Genomic DNA, 26,657 nt, shown 5'->3' with positions numbered 1-26,657 from the left:
TGCTGCGCTTTTCAGCTTGCATTCGCTAAGATTCGCGGACGGCCTCGCACTAAATTCAAACTTCGCTTTCAGCTCGTTCTCATTAAGTTGCTTTCGGCCTACTTTTTCTTGTTTGCAACTGTTCTCTTCGGACCTTTGCATGTTCTTGCATTGGTCTTTGTCTTCTGACCACGTACCGGAAGTCCTTTTCTGTGACGGATCCCACGGTAGCAACCGATTTCTTTCAGTCTCTTGATATTGAGCTGGATCTCTCTTCTGAGATCACCCTCTACGACCTGAGTCTCGTCGATCACTGCGCTGATCTTCTTTACTTCCTCACTTGTAAGATCTCTCACGCGTGTGTTCGGGTCAACTCCTGCCTCTGCTAAGATGCGGTTTGAACTTGTTCTTCCGATTCCGTAAATATAAGTCAAACCGATTTCTACACGTTTGTCTCTTGGTAAGTCTACACCTGCAATACGAGCCATGTGTCTTTCCTCCATTTTCTTTGTTTGATACTGTCTTTAACTGAGGCTGCGGATGCTTGCAGTATCTCTGCTCTCTGGTGTCTGCATCCTACCGGGTTCCTTCTATAATAAATGTATAGATTTCTATCCGCCCGATATCCCAGCCCAGGCGTGTTTCTCTTCCACGCCCTTTCCCGGCACGGATCTGTATTGAAATCCGCCAATGCAAATGCCGGGTATTAGAAGCAATATACAATCGCATTTTCGCTTATTTGTCTCAACATGCTGCTGTGAAAATGCCAGAACACGCGCCCTGCGGTACCTGTATACAGGTGCGGTGTATCCTTACTTGTATATGAAACAGCTCTGCACACGCCTTGTGTGCTGCGCTGTCAGCCGCTTAAATCATGCCGCACGCTTCCCATTTATATTCACTGGTAAACGTGCATCAATCCACTGCACGTCCGTGCGCCTAAGTTCCCCCTTCGCCTTTGGCTCGGGCTCACTAACGCTTGGGACGGACCTTCTCACTAAGTTCAAGCTGCGCCTGCCGGCTTGCTTTCACTAAGTGTTCAGTGTCAGCCTTGACGCTGTTTGTGCTTCGGATTCTCGCAGATTACTCTGATGCTTCCTTTTCTTTTAATGATCTTGCATTTTTCACAAATTGGTTTTACTGATGATCTAACCTTCATGTCAAATCCTCCTTCCCTTCTTTGCTCTGCCTACATTTTCCGGCCAATTGGGCACACCACCCCAATAGTGACCATCCCATAGTATATCACCGTGTATAGATCAAAGTCAACAGAAAATTTTGCAGTTTCCGAAAAAAGACCCCCGGCCGGTAACCGGGGATCTTCCTTATTTATCTCTCCAGATAATCCTTCCCTTGCTCAGGTCGTACGGCGACATCTCCAACGTCACCTTATCTCCCGGCAGGATCTTGATAAAATTCATTCTCAGCTTACCGCTGATGTGGGCAAGAACGATGTGTCCGTTTTCCAGCTCCACTTTAAACATTGCATTCGGGAGCTTTTCAACTACAACTCCCTCAATCTCGATCACGTCAGCTTTTGACATATTCACTCCTCCTGATCCCGGCGCATCCGAGCTCCGGCTTTTGTGCCATGAGCCGCTGCGGCAGGACAATCTTCCACTGTCCCCGCCGCGTCAGCGGGCAAACCTTACATTGCTTCCTTATATTTCCTTACTGCATCCCGGAGCGCCTCATCGTCCGGCGCTGCTTCCAGCCGCACCTTATAGATCGGCTGAAGATGTTTTCGGTTTTTCCTTTTCATACGGCAGAGGGGGAATCTCTCCCCATCCGCCACATAAACATACTTCTCATCACTGCGGATCACAGCGTAAAGGGCTCCTCTGTCCCGTCCCGCCTTTGATCTGACAAGTGTCCCCGGTCCCATTTCCATCCGGGCTACTCTCCCAGGATCTTCACGATCTCTGCGAAGACCTCGTTGATGTCGATCGTCCCGTCAACCTCTTTGAGTATCCCTGACTGGGTGTAATAGTCGATCAGAGGCTGAGTCTGCTCATGGTAAACACCAAGTCTCTTAAGCACTGTCTCCGGCTTATCGTCATCCCGTAAGATCAGGCTGCCTCCGCACTTGTCGCAGACGCCCTCTTCCTTTGTCGGCGCATACACGATGTGATATGTCGCGCCGCAGTCCACGCATGCCCTTCTCCCTGACATGCGGTTTACGATGTTCTCGTCAGGCACTTCCACATTGATGGCATAATCCACTTTCTGTCCCATCTCCGAGAGCGCTTTGTCCAGCGCCTCTGCCTGGGGGATCGTACGCGGGAATCCATCGAGCACATACCCTTTTGTGCAGTCATCCTGGTTCACTCTGTCAACAACCAGATCCACCACCAGCTCATCCGGCACGAGGAGTCCCTGGTCCATATAGGTCTTTGCCTTTTTCCCAAGCTCTGTGCCGTTCTTGATGTTTGCGCGGAAGATATCTCCTGTGGAAATGTGCGGGATACCGTACTTCTCCGCAATCTTCTTTGCCTGTGTCCCTTTTCCTGCGCCCGGCGCGCCCAGCATGATGATCTTCATAAACTCATACCTCCGTTCCTTTTATTTAGTTGTTTATACTGCATTCCCCGGCTTTCCGCGGGGGCATTGCCTTATATAAGCCATCAGCCCGCGGCAGTTTTCCCCTTTTCAGGACAAAACTGCGCGAGCTTGTATGGTTTAGTATCCGAGGAAGCTGTTGGACATGTTGCTTCCCTTGTTATTTAAAAATCCTGTGTAATTTCTCACAAGCATCTGTGACTCGATCTTCTTGATCGTATCAAGCACAACACCCACGATGATGATGATGGAGGTTCCGCCGAAGGATACCTGGGCTCCAAACACACCATTGAAGAAATACGGGATGACCTGAACGATGACCAGACCGCACGCGCCTATGAAAATAATGTAATTGAGGATCTTCTGCAGATACTCAACCGTCGGCTTTCCGGGGCGGATACCCGGGATAAAGCCGCCGCTCTTCTTCATATTATTTGCGATCTCCAACGGATTAAAAGTGATCGATGTATAGAAATACGCAAAGAATATAGTGAGCACAATATATACCAGAAGTCCGATCGAGTAGATCGGTCTGTCAGGATTACACCAGTTGCTGGAGTTCATCCCGGCAAGTATCTGGCTTCCGATGCCTGTTCCATTCCCCTTTCCGAGGAATCCGGCGATCACGATCGGGGTCTGCATCAGCGATGATGCAAAGATGACCGGGATAACACCTGCCGTATTTACTCTCAGCGGGATATGCGTAGACTGTCCGCCGTATGTCTTCCTTCCCTGTACTTTCTTGGAATACTGGACCGCGATCCTTCTCTCGCCGCTCTGAAGTATTACGACAAAGATCACGACAACAAGGATCACTGCCACGATGATCACACCTGCAAGAGCCGCCATCGCCAGCTTCTTCCCACTCATAAACTGAGTATACAGTGTCACAAAGTCATTCGGTACACGTGAGATAATGTTGATCAGAAGGACGATAGAGATACCGTTTCCGACGCCATTTTCCGTAATACGCTCACCGATCCACATAAGGAATGCGCTTCCGGCTGTCAGTGTACATACAACAATCGCACAGTTTACAAAATTGTACTCCTCAAGGAGTCCCTGGCGTCCGAGTCCTACCGCAAGAGCTGTGGACTCGATCAGAGCAAGACCGACTGTCACATATCTTGTGATAGCCGCGATCTTTTTCCTGCCCTCTTCTCCCTCTTTCTGCATCTCCTCCAGCTTGGGGATCGCGATGGTAAGGAGCTGCATAATGATGGAAGATGTGATGTACGGTGTAATACTCAGGGCAAAGATTGAGAAATTTGTAAAGGAGCCGCCGGTGAACGCCTCAAAAAAGTTGAAAGCGTCACCGGTCTGCTGTGCAAAAAATTCCTGAATAAAGGTCGGATCGACTCCCGGTGTAGGCAGCTCTGATCCAAGCCTTACAACAATGAGCATTAAAAATGTAAAGAAAATCCTTTTTCTGATGTCTTCTATCTGGAATGCTCTGCGTACTGTCTTAAGCATTAGATCACCTCTGCTTTTCCACCAAGTGCTTCAATCTTCTCAGCAGCTTTTGCGCTGAATGCGTTAGCCTGAACTGTAAGCTTCTTAGTTAACTCTCCATTTCCAAGAATTTTAACTCCATCTCTCGGGTTTTTAACGATCCCGCTCTCGATCAGTGTCTCAACAGACACTGTCGCGCCGTCCTCGAATCTCTCAAGAGCGCCCAGGTTGATACCCACGATCGTCTTAGAGTTCCTGTTCGTGAAACCTCTCTTCGGGATTCTTCTGTATAAAGGCATCTGACCACCTTCGAAGCCAGGTCTTGTCGCACCTGAACGAGCCTTCTGTCCTTTGTGGCCTTTGCCGGCTGTCTTACCGTTTCCTGAACCATGTCCACGGCCTCTTCTGAAATTATCACTCTGTTTAGAACCGTCTGCCGGTCTTAAGTTTGATAAGTCCATGACGTTACCTCCTTATCTTTTTATGCCTCTTCTTCAACCTTAACCAAATGTCTTACCTGCTGTACCATACCTCTTGTAGCTGCATTGTCCGGCAGTACGACTGTCTTGCCTGTCTTCCTGAGACCAAGAGCCTCAACTGTCTTCTTATGCTTCGGTATGGAGCCGATTGTAGACTTTACTAATGTAACTTTTAAGTTTGCCATTTCAATCTTACCTCCTTGTGTGACAGAACCTGTTTCCATATAGGCCTGTCAATTAGCCCATGATCTCCTCAATTGACTTGCCGCGCAGTCTCGCAACGTCTTCAGGCGCCTTGATCTCTTTCAGGCCTTCGATCGTAGCAAGTACGACATTCTGCTTGTTGTTAGATCCAAGAGATTTTGTACGGATGTTCTTGATCCCTGCCATCTCGATCACGGCACGGGCCGGACCGCCGGCGATCACACCAGTACCGTCCGGAGCGTTCTTAAGGAGTACGGAAGCGCTTCCGAATTTTCCGATCACATCGTGGATCACGCTCGCATTCTCATCGAGTGATACTGTGATCATCTTCTTCATCGCGTCTTCTTTTCCCTTGCGGATCGCTTCCGGGATCTCAGCAGCCTTTCCCAAACCTGCACCAACATGGCCATTGCCGTCACCGACAACAACTAAAGCTGTAAAACGGAAGTTACGACCACCTTTAACAACCTTGGTAACACGTTTGATCGATACTACTTTTTCTAATAATTCCATCTGACTAGCATCAATACGTTCCTGTCTCATCTGTGTTCTCCCTTCCCTAGAAATTCAGCCCGGCTTCTCTTGCCGCGTCTGCCAGTGCTTTGATCTTTCCCTGGTAAATGAATCCGCCTCTGTCGAATACGACATCTGTGATGCCTTTCTCTTTCGCCTTCTCAGCGATCACTTTTCCAAGGTATGCTGCTGCTTCGACATTGTTTGTCTTCTCCAGCTCTGCCTTCACGTCTTTCTGAAGAGTGGAGGCTGCAACCAGTGTATTTCCAACCGTGTCGTCAATGATCTGAGCATACATGTGATTGTTGCTCCGAAATACAGCGAGACGCGGTCTCTCTGCTGTTCCGCTGAAACGGTTGCGTAATTTCATGTGTTTTTTTCTACGAACTTCGCTTCTTGATTTCTTACTAACCATTTTCACACTCTCCTTATTTATTTCTTACCAGTCTTACCAACTTTACGTCTGATGACCTCATCAGCGTACTTGATACCTTTGCCCTTGTACGGCTCCGGTCTTCTCTTATCTCTGATCTCAGCGGCATACTGTCCGACTTTCTCTTTGTCGATGCCCTTTACTGTGATCTTATTCTGACCTTCCAGAACAGTCTCAACGCCTTCCGGATCGATCATCTCGACTGGATGAGAGTATCCAAGGTTCAGTGTCAGTTTATTTCCAGACTTTGCAGCTCTGTAACCTACACCGTTTACCTCAAGGACTTTCTCATATCCCTGAGTAACACCTACAACCATGTTGTTGATCAGTGTTCTTGTCAGGCCGTGAAGAGATTTCATCTTCTTGAGATCGTTCGGCCTTGTTACTACTACGTGTCCGTCTTCAACTTTGATTTCCATTTCAACCGGAAGCTCTCTTGTGAGAGTTCCCTTCGGACCTTTTACAGTCACTACATTCTTCTCTGCGATCTCAACGGTCACTCCGTCCGGGATCGCTACCGGCAGTCTTCCGATACGTGACATACCTGTTTCCTCCTTAACTTAGATTTTCGGAGCAGCTGCGGTGGCTGCTCTGTTTTCAGTTGCATGCGCCTTTCGGCGCGGGGGTTTTTATAAGGAAGTCCTTTTCGCTAAGCTCGAAAATACCTCGCTAAGCTCAAAGAACAGCCTTCTCACTAAGCTCTGCCTGCGCTGACGCTTGGCATCGCCAAGTGTTCAGTGCTTACCAGATAAAGCAGAGAACCTCTCCGCCTACGCCGAGCTTTCTTGCTTCTTTGTCTGTTACGACACCTTTGTTTGTAGAAAGGATCGCTGTTCCCAGTCCACCGAGAACCTTCGGGATATTCTCTGTGCTTGCGTAAACACGAAGACCCGGTTTGGAGATTCTCTTCAGTCCGGAGATAACTTTCTCATTCTTATCCACGCCGTATTTCAGTGTGATGTGGATCGTCTGGAAGTGTCCGTCTTCTACAAGGTCATATTTTGCGATATATCCTTCATCAAGCAGGATGTTTGCGATAGCAATTTTCATCTTGGATGCCGGTACATCTACTGTATCATGTTTTGCAGTGTTTGCGTTACGGATTCTTGTAAGCATATCTGCAATCGGATCGCTCATAGTCATTGATAGATATCCTCCTATTCATTCTTTAACTATTACAAGGAAGTTCTTGTCGCTCCGCTCCAAGAACGGCCTTCTCACTAGACTCAGCCGGCGCTGACGCTTGGCTTCGCCAAGTGTTCAGTGCCTACCAACTTGCCTTCTTAACACCCGGGATCTGTCCTTTGTATGCCAGTTCACGGAAGCAGATACGGCAGATTCCATATTTTCTCAGATACGCGTGCGGACGTCCGCAGATTCTGCAGCGGCTGTACTCTCTTGTAGAGAATTTCGGTTTGCGCTGCTGTTTGATCTTCATTGATGTCTTTGCCATGTCTTTCCCTCCTTTACTTAGCAAACGGCATATTGAACTGTGTCAATAATTCACGTGCTTCCTCGTCAGTCTTGGCAGTTGTAACGAAGATTACATCCATACCTCTGACTTTGTCGATCTTATCGTACTCGATCTCAGGGAAGATCAGCTGCTCCTTGATACCAAGCGCATAGTTTCCTCTTCCGTCGAATGCGTTCGGGTTTACACCTCTGAAGTCACGCACACGCGGGAGCGCAAGGTTGATCAGGCGGTCAACGAACTCATACATTTTCTCGCCTCTTAAAGTAACCTTGCATCCGATCGGCATACCTTCTCTGATCTTGAAGTTAGCCACGGAATTCTTTGCTCTTGTCACAACGGCTTTCTGTCCTGCGATCTTCTCCATATCAGCGATCGCAGACTCTAAAAGCTTTGCGTTTTCCTTTGCCTCGCCGACGCCCATGTTGATCACAACCTTGTCGAGCTTCGGCACTTCCATAATGTTTTTATATCCAAATTTCTTGATCATTGCATCAACGATCTCGTTCTGGTACTGTTCTTTCAGTCTACTCAAAGTCCTGGACCTCCTTCCTTGATTAATCGATCACTTCGCCTGTCTTCTTAGCGAAACGAACTTTCTTGTCGCCGTCCATCTTGAATCCTACTCTTGTCGGCTGTCCCTTGTGTACGTACATTACGTTGGACGCATCGATGTAGCCTTCCTGATGGATGATACCGCCATTCTGGTTCGCAGCGCTCGGCTTTGTGTGCTTTGTCAGCATATTGACGCCTTCAACCAGGACTTTACCGTCTTTTTTGTTTACGGCAATTACTTTGCCCTCTTTGTCTTTATCTTTGCCGGCGATGACCTTTACAGTGTCGCCTCTTTTAATTTTCATTGTTGACATCTTCGGCACCTCCTAGAGTACTTCCGGAGCGAGGGAAACGATCTTCATGAAATGTTTCTCTCTGAGCTCACGTGCTACTGGTCCAAAAATACGTGTTCCACGCGGGTTTAAATCGTCTTTTATAATAACAGCAGCATTTTCATCGAATCTGATATAGGAACCGTCTTTACGGCGTGCACCTTTTACAGAACGGACAACTACGGCTTTCACGACATCTCCCTTTTTCACAACGCCGCCTGGTGTTGCATCTTTAACAGTCGCAACGATCACGTCGCCGATGCTCGCATATCTTCTTGTAGAACCGCCAAGCACACGGATGCACAGCAGCTCTTTCGCGCCTGTATTGTCTGCTACTTTCAGTCTGCTTTCTTGCTGTATCATGCAGGTAAACCTCCTTCAAAAATTATTTCGCTTTCTCCATGATTTCCACAAGTCTCCATCTCTTGTCCTTGGACAGCGGCCTTGTTTCCATAACTTTTACTGTATCTCCGATCTTACACTCATTCTGCTCATCGTGAGCTTTCAGCTTGTAAGTTCTCTTTACGATCTTCTTATAAAGCGGGTGCTTTACATGGTCCTCAACTGCAACAACGATCGTTTTGTCCATCTTGTCGCTGACAACCTTGCCCACACGGGTTTTTCTAAGATTTCTCTCTTCCACTTTTCTTCTCCTTTCAATCATTTTATGGAAGTTAAGGAAGTTCTTTTCGCTAAGCTCGATCTTCGCCTGACGGCTCGTTCTCACTAATCTCAAAGAACGGCTTCGCACTAGGCTCGACACTACCTCGCCAAGTGCTTCCAGCCTATCGGCCAGCCTCTGTGATCAGAGTCTGGATACGAGCGATATTCTTTCTTACTTCCTTGATCCTGCTTGTGTTATCCAACTGGTTTGTGGCATTCTGGAACCTTAAGTTGAAGAGTTCCTTCTTAGCAGCTACTAATTCCTGGTTTAATTCCTCTACGGATTTTCCTCTTAAATCTTTTACAAATGTATTAGTTTTCACTGTTATCACCGCCTTCTAAGTCTGCGCGAGAAACGATTTTGCATTTGCAAGGTAATTTATGCATTGCAAGTCGAAGTGCCTCTCTAGCGATTTCCTCTGGTACTCCTGCAATCTCAAACATTACACGGCCCGGTTTTACTACTGCTGCCCAGTATTCAACCGTACCTTTACCGCTACCCATACGGGTCTCAGCCGGCTTAGCTGTGATCGGCTTATCCGGGAAGATCTTGATCCACACCTTACCGCCACGCTTGATGTAACGTGTCATGGCAACACGGGCTGCCTCGATCTGGTTGGAACGGATCCAGCACGGCTCTGTTGCGACGATACCGTACTCACCATATGCGATCGTGTTACCTCTGAGAGCTTTACCCTTCATGGTACCACGGAACTGTTTACGACGTTTTACTCTTTTTGGCATTAACATTATTTATCGCTCCCTTCCTTATCTGCTTTAGTCGGAAGAACCTCGCCTTTGTAAATCCAAACCTTTACACCGACTTTTCCGTAAGTTGTGTCAGCTTCTGCGAATCCATAATCAATGTCAGCTCTGAGTGTCTGCAGCGGGATCGTTCCCTCGCTGTAGAACTCTGTGCGGGCCATATCAGCGCCGCCGAGACGTCCGGATACGGATGTCTTCACTCCGAGAGCGCCTGCCTTCATTGTCCTTGACATGCAGGACTTCATGGCACGTCTGAAGGAGATACGGTTCTCAAGCTGCTGGGCAATGTTCTCAGCTACGAGCTGTGCGTCCTTGTCCGGTCTCTTGATCTCTTTGATGTCAACGATGAGCTTCTTGTCTGTGTACTTCGCAAGCTCTTTTTTCACCTTCTCGATCTCGGAACCGCCCTTGCCGATCACAACACCCGGCTTAGCTGTATATACAACGATCTTCACGCGGTCGGAAGCTCTCTCGATCTCGATCCTGGAGATTCCTGCGCTGTATAATCTCTTCTTTAAAAATGTTCTGATCTCGTGGTCTTCAACAAGGTTGTCAGCGAAATCTTTCTCTGCGTACCACTTGGAATCCCAGTCTTTGATAACGCCGACTCTCAAGCCATGAGGATTAACTTTCTGTCCCATAATGCCCTCCTATCTTTCATTCAGCACGATTGTGATGTGGCTCATTCTCTTCTCGATCCTGTAAGCCCTGCCCTGTGCCCTCGGTCTGATTCTCTTCATTGTCGGTCCTTTGTTTGCGTAGCACTCCTCAATGTACAGGTTGTCTGCGCTCATACCGTTGTTGTTCTCAGCGTTTGCGATCGCTGACTTAAGAAGTTTCTCTATCACTGTTGAAGCATATCTCGGATTGTATGCCAGGATTCCGAGTGCTGTTGTTACATCCTTACCTCTGATGGCATCAAGAACGTAGCAGGCCTTCTGAACAGATACTCTTGCGTAAGAGATCTTGGCTGAAGGTCTTGTATCTCTCTGCTCGTTTCTCTCTCTCTTGATCTGGGATCTATGTCCTTTTGCCATGGATGAACCCTCCTTTCGAAATATATGAATCTTATCTTACTTTTGACTTCTTCTCGTCTTTGCCGTGGCCTCTGTAAGTTCTTGTCGCAACGAACTCACCGAGTTTGTGTCCTACCATGTCCTCTGTAACATATACCGGCACATGTCTTCTTCCGTCATGTACGGCAAATGTGTGGCCGACGAATGACGGGAAGATCGTAGAACGGCGTGACCATGTCTTAATAACTGATTTATCGCCAGATGCATTCATAGCGTCAACTTTTTTCAGTAAGTGAGCGTCTGCAAATGGTCCTTTTTTAAGTGAGCGAGCCATAGGTTCTAACCTCCTTGTGAATCTGATTATTTAATCGCTTTTCCGTCTCTTCTTCTTACGATCAGCTTGTTGGAAGCTTTTTTCTTCTTGCGGGTCTTAAGACCAAGTGCCGGTTTACCCCACGGAGTACACGGACCCGGGCGGCCGATACCAGTCTTACCTTCACCACCACCGTGCGGATGGTCGTTCGGGTTCATAACAGAACCGCGCACTGTCGGGCGGATACCCATGTGGCGCTTGCGTCCCGCTTTACCGATGTTGATCAGGTTGTGCTCCCCGTTTCCTACCACACCTACAGATGCGCGGCAGATGATCGGAACCATTCTCATCTCACCTGACGGAAGTCTCAGTGTTGCATATTTTCCTTCTTTCGCCATGAGCTGCGCGCTGTTTCCTGCGGAACGTACGAGCTGTCCGCCTCTTCCCGGGTAAAGCTCGATGTTGTGTACCTGAGTACCAACCGGGATCTCGGAAAGCGGAAGGCAGTTTCCTACTCTTACCTCTGCCTCTGCGCCGTTCATGACAGTCATGCCGTCTTTCAGTCCTTCCGGTGCAAGGATGTAAGCTTTCTCGCCGTCTGCGTAGCAGATCAGAGCGATGTTCGCGCTTCTGTTCGGATCGTACTCGATACCGATGACCTTAGCCGGAATTCCGTCTTTATTTCTCTTGAAGTCTACGATTCTATATTTCTTCTTAGCTCCGCCGCCGCGGTGTCTTACAGTGATCTTACCCTGTGCGTTGCGGCCTGCGTTTCTTTTCTTTGAATCCAGGAGGGATTTCTCAGGAGTTGTCTTTGTGATCTCAGAGAAATCAGACCCTGTCATCTGTCTTCTGGAAGGTGTATATGGGTTATAGGTTTTGATTCCCATTACTGTCTCTCCTTTCGTCTGCTCTAATTATTCGTTTCACGGAATTGCACCGTTTAGATTGATGAACTCTCATCAAAGGATCTCAGGCTCCGTGCGCCTAAGCTCACCCTTCGCCTGCGGCTCGGGTTCACTAACGCTTGGGAGCAGCCTTCTCACTAGACTCAGCCTGCGCTGACGCTTGGCTTCGCCAAGTGTTCAGTGCTTACAGGCCCTCAAAGATCTCAATATCTTTGCTGTCTTCTGTAAGCTGTACGATCGCTTTCTTTGTCTTTGCTGTCTTTCCGAATGTCATGCCGCGTCTCTTGGTCTTTCCGTCAAGATTCATGGTGTTGACGCTCTTTACTTTTGTTCCCTCGAACATTTTCTCAACAGCTTCTTTGATCTGATTCTTTGTAGCCTCTGTGTGTACAAGGAATGTATATTTCTTGTCAGCCATCAGATCCATGCTCTTCTCTGTGATGACCGGTTTAAGGATCACATCATAATACTGAATGTTTGCCATTATGCGTACACCTCCTCGATTGCAGCAACAGCAGCTTTCGTTGCGATCACTGTGTTGTATTTCAGGATGTCATATACGTTGATCGTGTTTGTGCGGGCTGTCTTTACGTCCGGAATGTTCTTTGCAGAGATCTCTGCGTTTGCGTTTCCGTCCTCAAGCACAACCAGCGCTTTATTTACGTTCAGGTTGTTCAGGACATTCTGGAAGTTCTTTGTCTTGATCTCGTCGAACTTCAGCTCGTCAACAACGATGAACTTGTTCTCTTCTACTCTGGAAGTAAGAGCGGATTTCAGGGCTGCTCTCTTCTCTTTCTTATTCATCTTGAAGGAGTAGTCTCTCGGAACCGGAGCGAATACTACGCCGCCGCCTGTCCACTGCGGAGCTCTTGTTGAACCCTGTCTTGCGTGGCCTGTTCCTTTCTGTCTCCACGGTTTTCTTCCGCCGCCGGAAACTTCAGAACGTGTCTTAGCTTTCTGTGTTCCCTGACGATTGTTTGCAAGCTGATTTACGACTGCCATGTGCACCAGGTGCTCGTTTACCTCAACACCGAATACAGCATCGTTCAGTTCGATGGTATCAACTTCTTTACCTTCGATATTGTAAACAGATACTTTTGCCATCTGTGTGTTCCTCCTTTCTTATTGTCACCCTTAGCAGCTCTTAACGGATTCTTTGATCGTTACGAGGCATTTCTTCGGTCCCGGTACAGAACCTTTGATCAGGAGCAGGTTGTTCTCTGCGTCTACTCTTACGACCTCGAGATTCTGGACTGTGATCTTCTTGTTACCCATCTGTCCGGGCATCTTCTTTCCTTTGAATACCTTGCTCGGATCGGATGCAGCACCGTTAGAACCAGCGTGACGGTGGAACTTGGAACCGTGTGTCATAGGTCCTCTGCTCTGTCCGTGGCGCTTGATCGCACCCTGGAAACCTTTACCCTTGGAGATCGCTGTCGCGTCGATGTGGTCGCCCACTGCGAAGATGTCAGCCTTGATCTCCTGAGCCAGAGCATATTCCTCTGCATTGTCAAATCTGAACTCTTTTACATATCTCTTTCCGGAAACGCCTGCCTTGTCGAAGTGTCCCTTCTCAGCTTTTGTCACACCGTTTCTGTGTGCGATCTGCTTTTTGCCGCTTCCGTCTTTTGTGACGATCTTCTCTTTCTTGTCAACGAATCCGACCTGTACAGCTTTGTAGCCGTCGTTCTCAACTGTCTTCACCTGTGTTACCACACACGGGCCAGCCTGAAGGACTGTTACCGGGATCAGACTTCCGTCTTCGTTGTTGAAGATCTGAGTCATACCAACTTTTGTAGCTAAGATAGCTTTCTTCATTATGATTACCTCCTGTGATTTACAGCGGAGCGCTCATGCGCTCATCCTAAATGTTAGGACGTTACTGCTTTAATAATGTAGATGTCCGTCTTATTTGGACTTCATTTTGATATCAATGTACACACCCGCCGGCATTTCCAGTCTGGAAAGTGCATCAACCGTCTTCTGGGTCGGTGTGATGATATCGATCAGCCTTTTATGAGTCCTCTGCTCGAACTGCTCTCTGGAGTCTTTGTACTTGTGTACTGCTCTCAGGATCGTCACTACCTCTTTCTTAGTCGGCAGCGGCACCGGTCCGCTCACCTGTGAACCGTTCTTTTTTACAGTTTCGATGATTTTCTTTGCGGATGCATCAACGAGCTGATGATCATACGCTTTCAGTGTGATTCTCATTACTTGACTTGCCATAAAAAAAGTCGCCTCCTTTTCGTACTTGTAACTCAGTACGACAAGCGGTGACTGTACACTCTCCCGTGTGTGTCGTGAGAAACATACACGGCGCTCCCGTCCCTTCAACTCGCGCAGTGGTTCTATCCACACGCAGGTACGAGATACTGTTGTGATTCGTACAGTGACTTGTCGCCAGTTTCCTAACTTGACATTCGCTCCACGGAAAACCCGCCGTTGTTTATTATTTTGCCCCGGCGGCAACCTCACGCTTCATCGCTATCATGTCACAGCTCTACCAGTATATAAGATGATGGGATTTATTTCAAGAGGTTTTTGAGAAAAATTGTATTTTTTTCAGTACAATCCAAACATTTTATCTTTTGTTGACTTTTATCCGATTTCGGATTATAATCCTGTTTCAGATCAAATTGAAATTACGGTCCATATCATAATGTTTATACTTTAAAGAAGGAGACATCTGTTAATGAAAACTCTTATCGCCGCCCAGCTTGCAGCTTTTAATCAACTCTACAAAGAAATGGATGATATCTACCATTCTTACGCAAAAGAACAGGGGATCTCTGACACGATACTCTGGATCCTGTATTCCCTTTATGAAAACAACTCTTCCTATATACAAAAGGAACTGTGCTCAGAGTGGCACTATCCGCCGCAGACTGTCAACTCCGCACTAAAGTCTTTGGAAAGACAGGGGATCATCTCCCTGACAGCCGCCCCCGGCAATAAAAAGAACAAACTGGTATCCCTTACCGAAGACGGACTGACCCTCACCCAAAAAATCATCGCGCGTCTGACAGCGGCGGAGCAGGACTCATTTTTGTGCATGACGCCTGACGAGCGGACAGATTTGCTCTCTCTCACCAAAAAATATACGGAGCTTCTGCGCCGGCATGTCCGCCGTATATCGGACGACACATAGGATCGCCATAACATAGAACAAGGAGCCATTTATGAATTCTACAGAACTTTTTATAAAAACTCATCCCGTAAAACTCTTCTTGCTCGCTTCACTGCCCGGAGCCGCAAGCATGTTTGCCAGCGCCCTGTACTACACCCTGGACGGGATCTTTGTCGGACATTTTCTGGGAGAAACAGCATTTGCCGCGCTGAACCTTTCCATGCCGTTCGTGATCATCAACTTCTCACTCGCCGACCTCATCGGTGTTGGTTCGGCGATACCCATTTCTATCAGTCTGGGGAAAAAGCAGAAGGCGGAAGCAGACAACCTCTTTACCTGTGCATGCATTATGATCATCGCCGCCGGAGTACTGATCGGCGCCACTCTTTTTGCTTCTGCGCCTCTCCTGATCCGGCTTATGGGAGCAGAAGGAGATTTCGCGGATCTCGCAGTACAGTATCTGAGGGTCTACGCGCTCTGCTCCCCGGTGACAACGATCATTTTCGCGGTGGACAATTTCCTGCGCATCTGCGGATATATACGCGGCAGTCTGTTCGTCAATCTCCTGATGTCCGTACTGAGCGCTGTGCTGGAATTTGTTTTCCTCGGAATATTCCACTGGGGCATATGGGCGGCAGCGCTTGCCACATGTTCCGGCATGTGCATATGCAGTGTGGTCGCCTTTCTTCCCTTTTTTAAAGGGAAGGCGTCGCTCAGATTCTGCCGGCCGCATTTTACTCCAGGTCTTATCCGGCAGATCATCACATGTGGAACTCCGAATTTCCTGAACAACATCGCCGGCAGGATCACTTCTATATTGATGAATGTAATCCTTGTCCGCCTCGGCGGCGAGACGGCCGTGTCTGTATATGGCATCCTCATGTTTGCAGAAGGTCTGATCCAGCCGCTTCTCTACGGGATGTGCGATTCACTGCAGCCGGCAGTCGGATTTAACTGGGGAGCGAAAAAATACACCCGGGTGCGCGCCATCGAAACATGCTGCTTTACAGCAAGCGGGATCCTGTCCCTCTTGTCAGTACTGGTCATGATCCTCTTTCCCGAGCAGGCAGCCCGGCTGTTTATCTCCGGTGCTGACAAAGATATCCTCTCCATGTCAGTCACAGCACTCCGGCTTTTCAGTCTCACCTACATTACACGATGGTTTTCTTTTGCCACCCAGAGCTATATGCTTGCCATAGAAAAACCTCTGCCCGCATCCCTGATCTCTGTTTCCACGGCTCTGGTTTTTCCCGTGATACTGATCGGCGCGCTCTGGCCACTTGGTCTCACCGGCATCTGGCTCAATTTCGCCGGAACGTCCGTCCTTGCTGCCGTCCTGTCAGCAGTCATCCTTTTGCGGCTGCGGCGGGAGCTTTCGCAGAAGGATGGGGACATCGTCCTCTCTGTGTAAGCTCAAAAAAATTTCATCAGACAGAGAGGACCGCCTGCAGGTATCATCCCCGCAGGCGGTCCTCCCTGGTCTTATCCAGTTTTCTTCTGCCCTTTCCAGGCCTTAGCTTTCCTTTTTCCTCATTCTGACTGCGATGACCGCTCCCGCTGATACGAGCAGCGCTGCCGCCCATACCGAGAAGTCAGCCGCATCGCCTGTCTGCACTGCCTTATCCTCTTCCTTCGCAGGATCTTTGGAAGGCTTATCTTCCGGTTTTACTTCCGGATCCTTGCCAGGCTCCTCCCCTGACTCTGGAAGTGTGCTGACTGTAAGGACGTCTGATGGTGCTGTACTGTTCATCGCGTCATAAGCGATCACAACGATCTTGTATTCTGTTCCCGGCTCAAGCCCTGTGATCGTACAGGTTGTCCCTTCTGTTACATTCGCTTTTTCCATGCCGTCCACAAGGATTTTGTAGCCCTTGACGCCAACATTGTCCGTTGACGCTGTCCAGGAGATCGTGATACTGTCTTTTGTCTTTGCATCTACTTTTACATCTGTCGGCTTTGTCGGAGCTTCCTTATCCGGCTCTTCCGCCTCCAACGTGGTAAAGTCCGTCTCAGCCTTTGTCTTTGACTTATTACCCGATGTGTCTACCGCTTCAACCTTGACCGTATACTCTGTCGCTGCATCCAGTCCTTCCAGTGTGTAAGTAAGACCCATCACAAGCTGGTCCCCGTTCACCGGAGTTTCGCTGTCGCCGAGGTAAATATTGTATCCGGCAACCGCGACGTTGTCAGACGCCTTCTCCCATGCCACTTCCGCGCTGTCTGCTGTGATACCGGACACAGTCACACTGCCCGGTGCGCCTGGTGCTGTCGTGTCCTCTACCTGAACATCGCGATATGTGATGACCGGGCTCACATGGAGAGACGGCCTCGATGCACCTCCATTTGTCTTTGCTGCCACACGGACATAATCACCCGCTGTCACTTCGATCTCGTCAAAGTTTTCCCAGCCTTCTGCCTTCACCTGGCTCGTCTCCAATGTAACAGACTGTTTTACTTCGTCATTCACAAGGAGAGAAAGTGTCACTGTCCCGTCTTCATTTCCAGCCTGTCTCAGGTATGGCTCATCATCCTTCACCTCAAAGGAAACCGTTCCCGTCTTCGGCGCGCGGAACGCCATTGCTGTATAGGTATCCGTATTCGGCGGTGCTGAGAGAAGGCCATGTGTCTCATCCGTGACCGGAGTAGTATGACTCTCCTCATCAACGCCCGGTCCGTAATATTTGTCAACCTGCCAATTCGGGTATGTGGGGTCATAAGTTTCTATATTTCCCCATGCTCCGTCTGCACCTGTCTTCATCTGTCCGAACCACACGTTCCCCTGCTGCGGTCCTGCGTAGTCCATTGTCCAGCTGTATTCGTTTTTCTGGAGGATCGTATAGTCCTTTGTATCTCCATTCTCTGCGGTAATGCGGAGAAGCATGTTCTCTGCGATCTTATCTGTACCAACAGCCCAGTCAACGCCGAACTCGTCACCGCCAGTCACTACTCCGGCCTCTGCCGTCGCATCGACCGTTACATTTCCAAGCAGTTCCGCAGCAGTCGTCGGGTTATTCTCCGTAAACGGCACATAGATCACTAAGGATTCTTCGTCCGTCATGTACATACTGTCTACAAGGCTGCAGTTATCGCTCAGCGTAGTAACTGTTACTGCTTCTGATGCTTCGGATTCATTTCCTTCCGCGTCATATGCTTTTACGCTGACCGTGTACTCTGTCCCTGCTTCCAGCCCTTTGACCGTACACTCTGTTTCTGTTACGTCAGCTTTTTCTTCGCCGTCTACAAAGACCCTATATCCCGTCACCTCTGTATCGTCTGTGGATTCTTTCCACGATACCGTGATGCTTTCATCCGTTCTCTCACCCACTTTCAGGTCTGTCGGCGCGGACGGCGGTGTTACGTCCCCGTCCCTTACGGTTGTGAAATCAGCGGATGCCTTATCGGATTTATTTCCAGCCGCATCGACTGCCTCAACAGATACCGTATAGGATGTCCCCGCATCCAGGTTTTCCAGTTTATAAGACCGATCTGTTACCAGTTCCTCTCCGTTCAGCGCTTCCTCGCTGTCTCCGAGGTAGATGTTGTATCCTGTGACGCCGACATTGTCGATCGCCTCATCCCAGGTCACTGTCGCTGTGGTTTTATCAATATCGGATACATCGACATTCCTGGGCGCTCTCGGCGCTGTCGTATCGTCAGCTTTCACATTCTGATATACGATCGTCGGCGTGATATGGACGCTGCCCTTGCTCGGGCTATCAATGTTAGTCGCCACTACGCGGATCCAGTCGCCCTGCTTCACTTCGATGTTATTTAAATCCTGGAAGTCTGCCTTTTCTCCGCTGACAGACATTGTGCATTCTTGCCTCGACTCACCGTTGACATAGAGCGTGATCTTTACGCTGCCGCCTGTATTTCCAGTCTGTCTCAGATACGGCTCATTGTCCTTCACGCTGAAATTAACCGTCCCTGACTTCGGAGCACGGAACGCCATCGCCGTCCCTTCCGCTGTCTCCTTATTCGTCGGGGTGGATATCAGTCCATGGGTAGAATCATTACCCGTTATTGTTCCCTGCGATGCATCTATGCCCGGTCCATAATAGGTATCCAGTGCCCAGTTCGGCCAGCCGTCTTTATCTACTGTGGTCATGTTCTGCCACGCATCACCGATCAGAGCCTGCGCAAACCATACATTGCCCTGCTGTCTGTGGACGTAATCCTTCGCCCACTGGTATGTATTTTTCTGTTTGATCGTATATTCATTGACATTGTTTCCGCCGTCGCTGATGCGAAGTTTCATACCTTCTGCAACAGCATCTGTATAGCCAATAGCATCTCCGCTTTCCTCGACTACCGACACGATCGCCGTGTCATCCGTGGTCACGTTCATGATCACTTCTCCGGCTGTCGTCGAATTTGCATCCGTAAACGGGATATAGATCAGCTTATTGCCCTCGTCTGTCTCATCCGTCATATACACAGTCGATCCAAGCCCTACAGAAGGCACATCGCTCTCAGCCGCTCCGATCTCCGGTGTCGCCGTGATCTTATGGCCGAAGAAGTCGTGCTCGATCGCAAAGCCATTCTGGTCGGTGATGATCTTTCCTGCATTGATCGCCGGAGAATTTTCCGCCAGCTTGTACCCGTCAAATACTGTCGTCTCTTCCGGGTCTTCATGCAGCCTTGCCTGTCCGTTGTCAGCTGCTGCCGTCGGACCTGAACCCGGAGCCGCGAGCACTTCTGTCCCTGCTGCGACATTTACAGCGTTCTCATCGGATCCCGGCACGTTTGTGACATTGTAATACAGGTTGTTGTCATACGCTTTGTTATTGGACGGGTTCCAGTTCGTCGCATTCACCGGGGTATCCCCTGCGAAGTAGAAGATATTGTTTTCCAGAGTGACCGGGCCGTTGTTCGCATGCATGGTGCTCCAGATATGGGTCAGTCCCTCTTTGATGTAGAATGTATTGTTGTACACATGGCAGTTTCCTGTGTTCCCTGCCGGGTCGAGCGGTCCCATATCTTCATTCTGGCTGATGTTGTAGCGGAATGTATTGTTAATGGACTGCACTCCGCAGAACATGACCGTGCTCGCTGTATTGCCATGGCTGTAATTATACTGATAGTTCGTTCCGTCGCCGTAATCCGCATCCCACGGCTGTCCGTCGCCGTTTCCGTGCGCAGCGTTCATTGTATTGAAGCATTCGTTATACTGGAATACAGCATTCTTGCATTTCCACGGCCAGATGCCCGCAGCGACGCGCCCCGCGCCCACGCCCTGGTACTGTCCCGTAGGCTCTCCGGTCGTTGTATCCAGCACCGGCTGCTGCTGTGAATAATCCGTTGTATTGATCTGCTTTGCAGCGCCTTCCGAAACGTTATACTGCACAAGTGGCCTGTCCAGATACATGGTCGTGATCGCATCCCCGCCCACATCGCGCAGATAGTTGTTCTCGATCAGGACATTGGAAGAGCCGTACTGCTTCATTGTCGCATCACTGAGCGCCGCTGTAGTGAACTTGCCCCACTGATAAGTGTATCCCACCGCGATACCCCAGCGGTTTACAGTGTCGAGATAACAGTTGCGGATCTGCACGTCGTCATACCTTGCAATTCCTGTCTGTCCTTCATTTTCCGGCTTCTCCACGATAAAATAGATCCCGCCGTTGGCCATGTGCTTATTGTATACATTTCCGTCCACATCGTGGATATAAAGGTCATCCAGCACGATGTGTTCAATGGTCCCGTTATTCTGCGCCACACCTGCAACGCCAGTCCTGTCCATCGCGTCCGCGGCATTATATGCCTTGTCTCCTTCGGGTCCTCCCTTGACACGGTCGTTTGTGATCTCAAGCCCCCGGATCTCGATGTATTCTACATCCGCCAGAAGGATCGAGGAGGACACGGTCCCGTGCCACTTGTGATTGGTGTTATCCAGCGGCGTACCGTAGTTCTGTTCCCACTGGCCGTATCCGTTCGTGTTGATGACCGGTCTTTCACTGTCCTCTCCATATGTAGAGACCTCGATGTATTGATCTTCCGTACCGCTCCCTTTGATATGCAGGTACTGATCATTAAATACAGATCCCTTCTCCAGAAGTACCCTGTCGCCCGGCTTGAGGGTGATCTCATTGATCTTGTCCAGCGTCTTGAAGGCCTGGTCTTCTGACGTCCCGCTGTTTTCATCATTGCCGATTTCCGAGCTCACATAATAGGTAGTCCCGGATCCGATCCCATGGTCATTCTCTCCGTCGCCGGCTGCAGACGCTGTGGCCGGCGCCGCCGCAAAAACCGTTGTGGCTGTAAGCGCCAGCGCGAGCGCGCCTGCGATCCATTTCCTTTTCATAATCTTCCTCCCTATTTAGTCAAGTGTTTTTTCCCTTAAAATCAAGGGATTTCTAAGTTTCTATCTCAGATGAATGAGCCTCGATCATGAGCATTTTTCTGTATCTGGTACGAAAATAGATGGTTATAGGTATACGAAATAAAACGTCTCTATTTTTCCGTTTTACATGGCCTTGTATATACCCATCCATCTATGGCGGCGCACCTCCCGTGTCTACCAGGATCTCTGTACATTTCTGTACTGGTCCTCACTTCCTTCGTTCCGCCTGCCCATAACCAGGGTGTCAGCTTAGCTCCTTGCCTGGGTCTTGCCCTATGGAAAATATTCCTGCCGACTACTAGCTCCTTCTTTGTAATCATAACATTTACTGACTTGCTTCCCGTGACAGCGCTGTTCCCAGCGGACGTTTCCCTCCCACGTTCTGCCTTTTCTTCTGCTTCTCAACAGTTCTTTCAGTCATCCGTTTTCTTCCCGGCGTGGCTGAGGTCAGCAGACAGTTCTCTTTATATCTGACTGCTCACTTCAACCACGTCAGTCTTCCTTCGGTCAGCTTATCTTCTTATGCAGCCTGGACACTCACCGCGGGTCTCCTGATATCTCCCAGCATCTTTTCTCCATCGTAATCTACACCTTTTGTCAGTATGGCATAGAAGACTCGAAGAACTTTACATGCTACCGCTATCACCGACTGCATCTTCTTCAGGGGGTTTTTCTCTCTTGTTTGATAATACCGATGGATCTCCCTGAATTCGCCATTTTTCCCTATTACAGATATCGCTGCTTCATACAGCACATATCTCAGTCTCTTCCGTCCACGGTAACTGATATGGCTTTCCCCCGCATGCTTCCCGGAGCTGTTCTTTACGATCGCATATCCTGCCAGTTTCTGCAGCTGCTTTGGATCATCAAACCTGCTCAGATCGCCGACCTCTGCGATAAATCCGCATACCGTTTTCAGTCCGATCCCTTTGATCTCAAGAAGTTTATCTACATAGGGGACTTCTTTGATCTTTGCTTCTATTTTAGCCATCAGGTCATCCATGCGGCTGCTGTACTTCTCATAGTCCTCCAACAGGTTCCGGATCTCCATACTTGCCGCTTCTGGTGCTTCCTGGCTCCCAACGCTGTGCTCCGCTGCCGATAACAGGGTCTTTGCCCTCTTCATCCCGGCGCCCCTCAGCTTTGCGTTCCGCCAGATCTGATTGATTCCTTCTGCTCCCAGTTCTTTTATCTGCACCGGAAGCGGAGCCTCCTTAAGCACCATCATCCCGCTTACTGCATCCAGTTTCCCATAAACGTCTTTATATTCAGGAAAATAGATGCTGATCCATCGTGCGATCCGGTTCCGGATCCTTGTAATCTCTTCCTGTGTCTGAAAGCGCAGATTGGAAAGGCTTCGGATTTCTGCGTAAACCCCTGTTGGAATATAGGGATAGGAAAAGCGTCCTTCATTTACCAATGCAGCGATAGTCTTTGGATCTTTACGGTCATTCTTGTCGGGATTATTGTCGTCCATCTCCTTCGATTTTTTTACATGGTGCGGATTCACATGAACCGGTCTCATTCCGCTGTCCTGCAGGAACTTCCCAAGATTGAACCAGTAATGTCCTGTTGGTTCCATTCCGGGGATTACAGCAGTTTTACCGGCTTTCTCCTTGATATCCTCAACCCATGCCATGAATGTCAGGAATCCGGCTTCATCATTACTGAACGCCAACGGTGTATCAGAAAATTCATAATTACGCCAGTCGAATGCCCTTACGTAATGAGTTTCACTTCCGACATCAATCCCAAGGACTAAAGTTTCTTCCGTAATAGATGCAATTTTTGCGTTTTGTGTGTTATACTTCATTTCAGATACCTCTCTGTTTTATAAGATTTTACTAACCGCTCAAAGTCAGCAAATCTTATTTTACTCTGAGGTATCTTTTTTTCTCAACCACCTTTCATGGGATTCCCTATATTTGAATTATACAGGAAGCTCCTTTTCCTTTTATATATTCTGCAAGGTGAACCGGTACAGTTCCTCCCTGTCCGTCTCCACCTGAGAATCCGCTTCACGCTGTGCGATGATCTCATCGTATTTCTTTTCGCGCAGCTCTCTCTCCACGGCGATGCGCGCTGTTTCCAGATCCGCCGTTTCCCCGCTGTCCCCAAAGGTCCACTCCTGGCTTTCATAATACTCCAGGATTTCTTCCTCTGTCAGGTCCATCCCCTCGTTTGTCTTGTCATTGCAGTATCTCTCCCTGAAACTGCTGACTTCATATTCCATAAAGAGGTCCAGTGTATATTCTGACAGCCCGTAGACCGGTTCCCCGGCTTCGATCTTTTCCTTCCGGGAGGCATTCTCATCTTCCAACCTCTCCACAAGGGCATCATACCCCGCGTCATCAATGTAGCCCTTCTCCTCTGCCAACCCGTACACTGCATGTATATATTTCAGCCGCTCTACAGCCTCTTCAGCCAGCTTTTCGCAGGGGATCTCCCCTCCGTACTCCTCTGACCAGAAGCTGTCTTCCTCCTTCGCGCCGTAAGTGCCGGCAAAATACGCCGCCACATCATACCGGACAGCTTTTACAGCCTGCAGGTACTCTTCTTCCGATATTTCGGTCCCGTTGATCCGCAGATGCAGGCGTTCCTTTCCCAACACTCCGTACAAAAAGATGCCAACAGCTGCCGCGGCAGCCAGAAAGATAACAGCAATAATGATAAAATTCTTACCTTTCCCAGTCTTTTTCATGTCAATATGCACAACCCTTCATATTTCATAATTATAATCCCTGTGCATCTTTTTCGCTTGTATAATCTGAAACTATTACTGGGTTTTTTTGTATAATCAGGAACTAATGAATTTACTTATCTCTGATCCCGTCCTATAATAATAGAAAGACCGGAAGCGGCAGCTTCCATTCTGACGCAGACAAAGGAGAAAAGATAATGAAAAACGACATGACCGCTATCCCTTTTTACATCAATTCCATCGCGGGCGCTACAGTCCAGCGCCGGGCGGACCGGTACAGTTTCGGCAAACATCTGCACACCAGCATGGAGATCTATCTGATCCGCTCCGGCAGCTGCACCATGGATATCGGCGACACTACGATCCACTGTGCTAAGGGAGACTTTGTCATGATCTTCCCCAATGTGGTGCACTCGTTTTATCTGGACGACAGCGGCGAATGCACCTTCTGCCATATCCACTTTTTTACGAACCTTTTTGCCCGGATCATCCCCAGCGAGAATACGCCTGTCAACCTGATCCACGCCCTGCTGTTCGCATCCCCCGCCTGCCACAGACAGGCTGCTGACAGCGAACTGGAAGAGCTCACAGAGTCCGTCATCCGCATGTATCAGTCCGGCGCGCATTCTCCGGCTGAGATCAACTCGCTCCTGCTCTGCCTGCTCATGCACGTCCTGCACCGCTCAGATCCGGACGGCACGGTCGGCTCCCAGCCTGAGTTTCAGGAGAAGTATGTCTCCTTCGCCCTGAATTATATCGAAAACAATTACATGCATAAAATACTTCTGGAGGATATCGCAAAAGAACTGCACATATCCTCCAGATATCTCGGGAAGCTGTTCACACGCTACATGAACGTCTCCCCGGGCAACTATATCAATATTTACCGGATCAACCGGGCCATCGAGCTGATGGAGACTACCACCCTCACCCTGACCGAGATCTCCGGCAGGATCGGGCTGAAAGACTCCCAGCATTTTTCCAAACTGTTCTTTCATATCATCGGCATGACGCCGTCAGCCTACCGCAAGATGTTCCTGCAGGCCTGACCGCTGTCCCGCCGGTTATACGAATGTTATGCGGATGTCAGGATGTCAGATAAGCGCCGCAGATCATCTCCCTTCCTTCACTTCCGCGAACTCTCTGCGGATCTCCTCCGACGGTTCCGGCGTCAGCAGGGATACCACGATGATGCACAGGCAGGAGAAGAGAAACGCCGGAAGCAGCTCGTAGATATCCCACAGGCCGCCCAGCGGGCGCACGAGCAGGTTCCATACGAAGACCATCACTCCGCCGCCGACCATCCCGGCGACCGCTCCCGCCCTTGTCGTCCGCTTCCAGAACAGGCTGAAGAGCATCAGCGGCCCGAAGGTCGCCCCGAAGCCCGCCCACGCAAAGCTTACGATCGTGAAGATCACACTGTTCTCATCCAGGGCGATGATGATCGCCACCACAGCGATCAGGAGAAGCGTGATCCTGGAAATATTCAGCACTTCCCTGTCAGACGCTTTCCTGCGGAACAGTCCCTGGTAGATATTCTTCGCGAACGCAGAGGCAGCGATCAGAAGATAGGAATCCGACGAACTGATCGTCGCCGCCAGGATGCCCGCCATCACGAATCCCGCGATCAGCGGCGGGAGCAGGTTCGTAGACAGAAGGATGAATACATTCTCCGCCTCAGAAGACGTCGTAAGCGCTGTCGGGAACAGCGTGCGGCCCACAAGTCCGATAAATACTGCGATCGTCAGGGAAATGACCACCCATACGACTGCAATGCGGCGGGAGCGCGTCAGCTCGTCCTCACGGCGGATCGCCATAAAGCGCAGGAGCACCTGCGGCATCCCGAAATATCCGAGACCCCACGCAAGGGCGGACGCCACGGGAAGGAATCCGTACACTGCCGCCTCGCCGAAGAGCGGCACTCCGTCCGCCGCCTGCTGTACGCCGTCCACGGTCTGGGGCGTGGCGATCCCGAAGAAATCAAGGAACCCCGGGATCTCTTTTACATTATCGATCACAGCGCCGAGCCCTCCCGCTGACGCCGTACCTACACAGACGATCACACCGAGGGCGATGATCATCACCACTGCCTGCATGAAGTCCGAGGCGCTCTCCGCGAGGAACCCGCCGATGATCGTATAGATCAATACAAAGACCGCGCCCACGATCATCATCGGGATGTAGGGCAGGTCAAACAGTGTGGAAAAGAGCTTGCCGCATGTCACAAGGCAGCTCGCCGCATACACTGTAAAAAAGACCAGGATAAACACCGCTGAGATCGTCATGATCACTTTGCGCTTCTCATGGAAGCGGTTGGAAAAATATTCCGGCAGCGTGATGGCATTTCCCGCTTTCTCGCTGTACCTGCGCAGTCTCTTGGAAACGATCAGCCAGTTGATATATGTACCGACCGCCAGACCGATCGCAGTCCACGCGGCGTCAGCGATCCCGCACCAGTACGCAACGCCCGGCAGGCCCATGAGCAGCCACCCGGACATATCCGACGCCTCCGCGCTCATCGCCGTCACCCAGGGGCCCAGGCTCCTGCCCCCGAGGAAATAAGCGTCTGAACTCGCGTTTGCCCTTCTGGCAAAAGTAACTCCTAAGATGATCACCGCAGCCATGTAGATGACCATGGCGACCAGAATCTGTAACGTATCTCCCATTCCATATTATCCTTTCTGTTCTCCATACCAATATTGCGGTACTTTTTAGTTTATGCCCTGCCGGATCTTATCTGCAGTTCCGTCTTTTGTCTTTGGCTTTTCCGGCACGATATGAAACTAATTATAAACAAATTATAAATTTTTGGCAATCATTTTCTTTTTCTGATAACGTTCTGAC

34 protein-coding genes are annotated in these 26,657 nt (G+C 49.5%); 3 read left to right on the top strand and 31 right to left on the bottom strand.

What is annotated here, in order from left to right; translation table 11 throughout:
* Positions 1-98: 98 nt before the first annotated feature.
* From rpsM to rpsJ, 27 genes are all read right to left on the bottom strand, one after another.
* On the bottom strand, positions 99-467 hold the full coding sequence (gene rpsM, locus B5G27_RS09460) for a 30S ribosomal protein S13 (RefSeq protein WP_087178654.1): 369 nt from the start codon (positions 465-467) through the stop codon (positions 99-101).
* A gap of 557 nt (positions 468-1,024) precedes the next feature.
* A complete protein-coding gene (gene rpmJ, locus B5G27_RS09455) occupies positions 1,025-1,138 on the bottom strand; it encodes a 50S ribosomal protein L36 (protein WP_003497809.1) in 114 nt (37 codons plus the stop codon).
* A gap of 166 nt (positions 1,139-1,304) precedes the next feature.
* Positions 1,305-1,523 (bottom strand): translation initiation factor IF-1, encoded by a 219-nt coding sequence (gene infA / locus B5G27_RS09450; protein ID WP_004847497.1) that lies wholly within the window; start codon positions 1,521-1,523, stop codon positions 1,305-1,307.
* A 104-nt stretch (positions 1,524-1,627) separates the two neighbouring features.
* The gene (locus tag B5G27_RS09445; protein WP_087178653.1) at positions 1,628-1,870 is read right to left on the bottom strand and encodes a KOW domain-containing RNA-binding protein; all 243 of its coding nucleotides are present in this window, start codon (positions 1,868-1,870) and stop codon (positions 1,628-1,630) included.
* A gap of 5 nt (positions 1,871-1,875) precedes the next feature.
* Positions 1,876-2,520: an adenylate kinase gene (locus B5G27_RS09440; RefSeq protein WP_087178652.1), complete on the bottom strand. Its 645-nt coding sequence runs from the start codon at positions 2,518-2,520 to the stop codon at positions 1,876-1,878.
* Between the two features lie 138 nt (positions 2,521-2,658).
* The gene (gene secY, locus B5G27_RS09435) at positions 2,659-4,011 is read right to left on the bottom strand and encodes a preprotein translocase subunit SecY (protein WP_087178651.1); all 1,353 of its coding nucleotides are present in this window, start codon (positions 4,009-4,011) and stop codon (positions 2,659-2,661) included.
* Positions 4,011-4,451: a 50S ribosomal protein L15 gene (gene rplO, locus B5G27_RS09430; RefSeq protein ID WP_087178650.1), complete on the bottom strand. Its 441-nt coding sequence runs from the start codon at positions 4,449-4,451 to the stop codon at positions 4,011-4,013. Before rplO ends, secY begins: the two co-directional genes overlap by 1 nt.
* A gap of 20 nt (positions 4,452-4,471) precedes the next feature.
* Positions 4,472-4,654: a 50S ribosomal protein L30 gene (gene rpmD / locus B5G27_RS09425; RefSeq protein ID WP_087178731.1), complete on the bottom strand. Its 183-nt coding sequence runs from the start codon at positions 4,652-4,654 to the stop codon at positions 4,472-4,474.
* Between the two features lie 52 nt (positions 4,655-4,706).
* Positions 4,707-5,216, bottom strand: a complete 510-nt coding sequence (gene rpsE, locus B5G27_RS09420) for a 30S ribosomal protein S5 (protein WP_087178649.1) — start codon at positions 5,214-5,216, stop codon at positions 4,707-4,709.
* A gap of 16 nt (positions 5,217-5,232) precedes the next feature.
* Entirely contained in the window at positions 5,233-5,601 is a 369-nt protein-coding gene (gene rplR / locus B5G27_RS09415) for a 50S ribosomal protein L18 (RefSeq protein ID WP_087178648.1), read from the bottom strand.
* A gap of 17 nt (positions 5,602-5,618) precedes the next feature.
* A complete protein-coding gene (rplF, locus tag B5G27_RS09410; protein ID WP_087178647.1) occupies positions 5,619-6,161 on the bottom strand; it encodes a 50S ribosomal protein L6 in 543 nt (180 codons plus the stop codon).
* 199 nt (positions 6,162-6,360) lie between these two features.
* Entirely contained in the window at positions 6,361-6,762 is a 402-nt protein-coding gene (gene rpsH / locus B5G27_RS09405) for a 30S ribosomal protein S8 (RefSeq protein WP_087178646.1), read from the bottom strand.
* A 124-nt stretch (positions 6,763-6,886) separates the two neighbouring features.
* The gene (locus tag B5G27_RS09400) at positions 6,887-7,072 is read right to left on the bottom strand and encodes a type Z 30S ribosomal protein S14 (protein WP_004847508.1); all 186 of its coding nucleotides are present in this window, start codon (positions 7,070-7,072) and stop codon (positions 6,887-6,889) included.
* 13 nt (positions 7,073-7,085) lie between these two features.
* Positions 7,086-7,625, bottom strand: coding sequence for a 50S ribosomal protein L5 (gene rplE, locus B5G27_RS09395; protein ID WP_087178645.1), 540 nt, complete (start codon positions 7,623-7,625; stop codon positions 7,086-7,088).
* Between the two features lie 22 nt (positions 7,626-7,647).
* On the bottom strand, positions 7,648-7,959 hold the full coding sequence (rplX, locus tag B5G27_RS09390; RefSeq protein WP_087178644.1) for a 50S ribosomal protein L24: 312 nt from the start codon (positions 7,957-7,959) through the stop codon (positions 7,648-7,650).
* 12 nt (positions 7,960-7,971) lie between these two features.
* Positions 7,972-8,340 (bottom strand): 50S ribosomal protein L14, encoded by a 369-nt coding sequence (gene rplN, locus B5G27_RS09385; RefSeq protein ID WP_004847511.1) that lies wholly within the window; start codon positions 8,338-8,340, stop codon positions 7,972-7,974.
* Positions 8,341-8,362: 22 nt separating this feature from the next.
* Positions 8,363-8,620 carry a 30S ribosomal protein S17 gene (rpsQ, locus tag B5G27_RS09380; protein WP_178700027.1) on the bottom strand — a complete coding sequence of 86 codons (258 nt, stop codon included), beginning with the start codon at positions 8,618-8,620 and terminating at the stop codon, positions 8,363-8,365.
* A gap of 142 nt (positions 8,621-8,762) precedes the next feature.
* A complete protein-coding gene (gene rpmC, locus B5G27_RS09375; protein ID WP_087178642.1) occupies positions 8,763-8,963 on the bottom strand; it encodes a 50S ribosomal protein L29 in 201 nt (66 codons plus the stop codon).
* Positions 8,953-9,390: a 50S ribosomal protein L16 gene (gene rplP, locus B5G27_RS09370; RefSeq protein WP_087178641.1), complete on the bottom strand. Its 438-nt coding sequence runs from the start codon at positions 9,388-9,390 to the stop codon at positions 8,953-8,955. Before rplP ends, rpmC begins: the two co-directional genes overlap by 11 nt.
* Positions 9,390-10,046 carry a 30S ribosomal protein S3 gene (gene rpsC / locus B5G27_RS09365; RefSeq protein WP_087178640.1) on the bottom strand — a complete coding sequence of 219 codons (657 nt, stop codon included), beginning with the start codon at positions 10,044-10,046 and terminating at the stop codon, positions 9,390-9,392. The genes rplP and rpsC overlap by 1 nt, the downstream gene beginning before the upstream one ends.
* Before the next feature lie 9 nt (positions 10,047-10,055).
* On the bottom strand, positions 10,056-10,442 hold the full coding sequence (rplV, locus tag B5G27_RS09360) for a 50S ribosomal protein L22 (RefSeq protein ID WP_087178639.1): 387 nt from the start codon (positions 10,440-10,442) through the stop codon (positions 10,056-10,058).
* Between the two features lie 31 nt (positions 10,443-10,473).
* On the bottom strand, positions 10,474-10,755 hold the full coding sequence (rpsS, locus tag B5G27_RS09355) for a 30S ribosomal protein S19 (RefSeq protein ID WP_087178638.1): 282 nt from the start codon (positions 10,753-10,755) through the stop codon (positions 10,474-10,476).
* 26 nt (positions 10,756-10,781) lie between these two features.
* On the bottom strand, positions 10,782-11,624 hold the full coding sequence (gene rplB / locus B5G27_RS09350) for a 50S ribosomal protein L2 (protein ID WP_087178637.1): 843 nt from the start codon (positions 11,622-11,624) through the stop codon (positions 10,782-10,784).
* A gap of 202 nt (positions 11,625-11,826) precedes the next feature.
* Positions 11,827-12,126: a 50S ribosomal protein L23 gene (gene rplW, locus B5G27_RS09345; protein WP_087178636.1), complete on the bottom strand. Its 300-nt coding sequence runs from the start codon at positions 12,124-12,126 to the stop codon at positions 11,827-11,829.
* The gene (rplD, locus tag B5G27_RS09340) at positions 12,126-12,746 is read right to left on the bottom strand and encodes a 50S ribosomal protein L4 (protein WP_087178635.1); all 621 of its coding nucleotides are present in this window, start codon (positions 12,744-12,746) and stop codon (positions 12,126-12,128) included. The genes rplW and rplD overlap by 1 nt, the downstream gene beginning before the upstream one ends.
* A gap of 30 nt (positions 12,747-12,776) precedes the next feature.
* Positions 12,777-13,460: a 50S ribosomal protein L3 gene (gene rplC / locus B5G27_RS09335; protein WP_087178634.1), complete on the bottom strand. Its 684-nt coding sequence runs from the start codon at positions 13,458-13,460 to the stop codon at positions 12,777-12,779.
* 90 nt (positions 13,461-13,550) lie between these two features.
* On the bottom strand, positions 13,551-13,868 hold the full coding sequence (gene rpsJ / locus B5G27_RS09330; RefSeq protein ID WP_087150377.1) for a 30S ribosomal protein S10: 318 nt from the start codon (positions 13,866-13,868) through the stop codon (positions 13,551-13,553).
* 466 nt (positions 13,869-14,334) lie between these two features.
* On the opposite strand from rpsJ, the gene B5G27_RS09325 reads away from it, so the two are divergent.
* A complete protein-coding gene (locus tag B5G27_RS09325) occupies positions 14,335-14,790 on the top strand; it encodes a MarR family winged helix-turn-helix transcriptional regulator (RefSeq protein ID WP_087178633.1) in 456 nt (151 codons plus the stop codon).
* Positions 14,791-14,821: 31 nt separating this feature from the next.
* Positions 14,822-16,180 (top strand): MATE family efflux transporter, encoded by a 1,359-nt coding sequence (locus B5G27_RS09320; protein WP_087178632.1) that lies wholly within the window; start codon positions 14,822-14,824, stop codon positions 16,178-16,180.
* A gap of 102 nt (positions 16,181-16,282) precedes the next feature.
* On the opposite strand, the gene B5G27_RS09315 is transcribed toward B5G27_RS09320, so the two are convergent.
* The 3 genes from B5G27_RS09315 to B5G27_RS09305 form a co-directional block, all read right to left on the bottom strand.
* Entirely contained in the window at positions 16,283-21,073 is a 4,791-nt protein-coding gene (locus B5G27_RS09315; protein WP_087178631.1) for a fibronectin type III domain-containing protein, read from the bottom strand.
* Between the two features lie 559 nt (positions 21,074-21,632).
* Positions 21,633-22,925: an IS110 family transposase gene (locus B5G27_RS09310; protein WP_087178074.1), complete on the bottom strand. Its 1,293-nt coding sequence runs from the start codon at positions 22,923-22,925 to the stop codon at positions 21,633-21,635.
* A gap of 141 nt (positions 22,926-23,066) precedes the next feature.
* Complete coding sequence (locus B5G27_RS09305; RefSeq protein WP_087178630.1) at positions 23,067-23,813, bottom strand: hypothetical protein; 747 nt, start codon at positions 23,811-23,813, stop codon at positions 23,067-23,069.
* Positions 23,814-24,010: 197 nt separating this feature from the next.
* Here B5G27_RS09305 and B5G27_RS09300 point away from each other — a divergent pair, with 197 nt between their 5' ends.
* Positions 24,011-24,862, top strand: coding sequence for a helix-turn-helix domain-containing protein (locus B5G27_RS09300; protein WP_087178629.1), 852 nt, complete (start codon positions 24,011-24,013; stop codon positions 24,860-24,862).
* A 63-nt stretch (positions 24,863-24,925) separates the two neighbouring features.
* Here the strand turns inward: B5G27_RS09300 and putP are convergent, their stop codons facing one another.
* Positions 24,926-26,479 carry a sodium/proline symporter PutP gene (gene putP / locus B5G27_RS09295; protein WP_087178628.1) on the bottom strand — a complete coding sequence of 518 codons (1,554 nt, stop codon included), beginning with the start codon at positions 26,477-26,479 and terminating at the stop codon, positions 24,926-24,928.
* Between the last annotated feature and the right edge of the window lie 178 nt (positions 26,480-26,657).

The sequence above is a fragment of the Lachnoclostridium sp. An76 genome (assembly GCF_002161355.1).
Lineage (GTDB): Bacteria > Bacillota > Clostridia > Lachnospirales > Lachnospiraceae > Mediterraneibacter > Mediterraneibacter caccavium.
This window is presented reverse-complemented; position numbering and strand designations above follow the sequence as displayed.

Coding starts and splice junctions, on each gene's coding strand:
- rpsM (WP_087178654.1), bottom strand. CDS start 467: ATGGCTCGTATTGCAGGTGTAGACTTACCAAGAGACAAACGTGTAGAA.
- rpmJ (WP_003497809.1), bottom strand. CDS start 1,138: ATGAAGGTTAGATCATCAGTAAAACCAATTTGTGAAAAATGCAAGATC.
- infA (WP_004847497.1), bottom strand. CDS start 1,523: ATGTCAAAAGCTGACGTGATCGAGATTGAGGGAGTTGTAGTTGAAAAG.
- B5G27_RS09445 (WP_087178653.1), bottom strand. CDS start 1,870: ATGGAAATGGGACCGGGGACACTTGTCAGATCAAAGGCGGGACGGGAC.
- B5G27_RS09440 (WP_087178652.1), bottom strand. CDS start 2,520: ATGAAGATCATCATGCTGGGCGCGCCGGGCGCAGGAAAAGGGACACAG.
- secY (WP_087178651.1), bottom strand. CDS start 4,011: ATGCTTAAGACAGTACGCAGAGCATTCCAGATAGAAGACATCAGAAAA.
- rplO (WP_087178650.1), bottom strand. CDS start 4,451: ATGGACTTATCAAACTTAAGACCGGCAGACGGTTCTAAACAGAGTGAT.
- rpmD (WP_087178731.1), bottom strand. CDS start 4,654: ATGGCAAACTTAAAAGTTACATTAGTAAAGTCTACAATCGGCTCCATA.
- rpsE (WP_087178649.1), bottom strand. CDS start 5,216: ATGAGACAGGAACGTATTGATGCTAGTCAGATGGAATTATTAGAAAAA.
- rplR (WP_087178648.1), bottom strand. CDS start 5,601: ATGGTTAGTAAGAAATCAAGAAGCGAAGTTCGTAGAAAAAAACACATG.
- rplF (WP_087178647.1), bottom strand. CDS start 6,161: ATGTCACGTATCGGAAGACTGCCGGTAGCGATCCCGGACGGAGTGACC.
- rpsH (WP_087178646.1), bottom strand. CDS start 6,762: ATGACTATGAGCGATCCGATTGCAGATATGCTTACAAGAATCCGTAAC.
- B5G27_RS09400 (WP_004847508.1), bottom strand. CDS start 7,072: ATGGCAAAGACATCAATGAAGATCAAACAGCAGCGCAAACCGAAATTC.
- rplX (WP_087178644.1), bottom strand. CDS start 7,959: ATGTCAACAATGAAAATTAAAAGAGGCGACACTGTAAAGGTCATCGCC.
- rplN (WP_004847511.1), bottom strand. CDS start 8,340: ATGATACAGCAAGAAAGCAGACTGAAAGTAGCAGACAATACAGGCGCG.
- rplP (WP_087178641.1), bottom strand. CDS start 9,390: ATGTTAATGCCAAAAAGAGTAAAACGTCGTAAACAGTTCCGTGGTACC.
- rpsC (WP_087178640.1), bottom strand. CDS start 10,046: ATGGGACAGAAAGTTAATCCTCATGGCTTGAGAGTCGGCGTTATCAAA.
- rplV (WP_087178639.1), bottom strand. CDS start 10,442: ATGGCAAAAGGACATAGATCCCAGATCAAGAGAGAGAGAAACGAGCAG.
- rpsS (WP_087178638.1), bottom strand. CDS start 10,755: ATGGCTCGCTCACTTAAAAAAGGACCATTTGCAGACGCTCACTTACTG.
- rplB (WP_087178637.1), bottom strand. CDS start 11,624: ATGGGAATCAAAACCTATAACCCATATACACCTTCCAGAAGACAGATG.
- rplW (WP_087178636.1), bottom strand. CDS start 12,126: ATGGCAAACATTCAGTATTATGATGTGATCCTTAAACCGGTCATCACA.
- rplD (WP_087178635.1), bottom strand. CDS start 12,746: ATGGCAAAAGTATCTGTTTACAATATCGAAGGTAAAGAAGTTGATACC.
- rplC (WP_087178634.1), bottom strand. CDS start 13,460: ATGAAGAAAGCTATCTTAGCTACAAAAGTTGGTATGACTCAGATCTTC.
- rpsJ (WP_087150377.1), bottom strand. CDS start 13,868: ATGGCAAGTCAAGTAATGAGAATCACACTGAAAGCGTATGATCATCAG.
- B5G27_RS09325 (WP_087178633.1), top strand. CDS start 14,335: ATGAAAACTCTTATCGCCGCCCAGCTTGCAGCTTTTAATCAACTCTAC.
- B5G27_RS09320 (WP_087178632.1), top strand. CDS start 14,822: ATGAATTCTACAGAACTTTTTATAAAAACTCATCCCGTAAAACTCTTC.
- B5G27_RS09315 (WP_087178631.1), bottom strand. CDS start 21,073: ATGAAAAGGAAATGGATCGCAGGCGCGCTCGCGCTGGCGCTTACAGCC.
- B5G27_RS09310 (WP_087178074.1), bottom strand. CDS start 22,925: ATGAAGTATAACACACAAAACGCAAAAATTGCATCTATTACGGAAGAA.
- B5G27_RS09305 (WP_087178630.1), bottom strand. CDS start 23,813: ATGAAAAAGACTGGGAAAGGTAAGAATTTTATCATTATTGCTGTTATC.
- B5G27_RS09300 (WP_087178629.1), top strand. CDS start 24,011: ATGAAAAACGACATGACCGCTATCCCTTTTTACATCAATTCCATCGCG.
- putP (WP_087178628.1), bottom strand. CDS start 26,479: ATGGGAGATACGTTACAGATTCTGGTCGCCATGGTCATCTACATGGCT.